At 56.3% G+C, this 1,036-nt stretch carries 1 rRNA gene (only partly in view); it reads left to right on the forward strand.

Annotated elements, in window-relative coordinates:
* Positions 1 to 1,036, forward strand: a 23S ribosomal RNA gene (locus ACFSJC_RS19955) (its annotated part extends 571 nt beyond the left edge of the window); the annotation flags it as partial.

Here is a 1,036-nt window from a genome sequence, read left to right on the forward strand (position 1 = left end):
TACTTCTCAGTGGCAAGCTTAACCGACTAGGGGAGGCGTAGCGAAAGCGAGTCTTAAATGGGCGTTTGAGTCGCTGGGAGTAGACCCGAAACCGGGCGATCTACCCATGGCCAGGGTGAAGGTGGGGTAACACCCACTGGAGGCCCGAACCGGGATCTGTTGAAAAAGATTCGGATGAGCTGTGGGTCGGAGTGAAAGGCTAATCAAGCCCGGAGATAGCTGGTTCTCCCCGAAAGCTATTTAGGTAGCGCCTCGTGTCTCACTCTCGGGGGTAGAGCACTGTTTCGGCTAGGGGGCCATCCCGGCTTACCAAACCGATGCAAACTCCGAATACCGAGAAGTGCAATCACGGGAGACAGACGGCGGGTGCTAACGTCCGTCGTCAAAAGGGAAACAACCCAGACCGCCAGCTAAGGTCCCAAAATCATGGCTCAGTGGGAAACGATGTGGGAAGGCCCAGACAGCCAGGAGGTTGGCTTAGAAGCAGCCATCCTTTAAAGAAAGCGTAATAGCTCACTGGTCGAGTCGGCCTGCGCGGAAGATGTAACGGGGCTCAAGCCATGTACCGAAGCTGCGGATGCCTGTAAAGGCATGGTAGGGGAGCGTTCCGTAGGCCGTTGAAGGTGCGTTGTAAAGCGTGCTGGAGGTATCGGAAGTGCGAATGCTGACATAAGTAACGATAAAGGGGGTGAGAGTCCCCCTCGCCGAAAGCCCAAGGTTTCCTGCGCAACGTTCATCGGCGCAGGGTGAGTCGGCCCCTAAGGCGAGGCCGAAAGGCGTAGTCGATGGGAAGCAGGTTAATATTCCTGCACCGCGCAATACTGCGATGGGGGGACGGAGAAGGCTAGGTCGGCCGGCTGATGGTTGCCGGTTTAAGGGTGTAGGGAGATTCCTTAGGCAAATCCGGGGGATCAATCCTGAGACCTGATGACGAGTCTCCACGGAGACGAAGTGATTGATGCCAAGCTTCCAAGAAAAGCCTCTAAGCTTCAGGTATTGTGCGACCGTACCCCAAACCGACACAGGTGGGCAGGGT

The organism is Thiorhodococcus fuscus (assembly GCF_042682685.1).
In the GTDB taxonomy this organism is placed as follows: Bacteria; Pseudomonadota; Gammaproteobacteria; order Chromatiales; family Chromatiaceae; genus Imhoffiella; species Imhoffiella fuscus.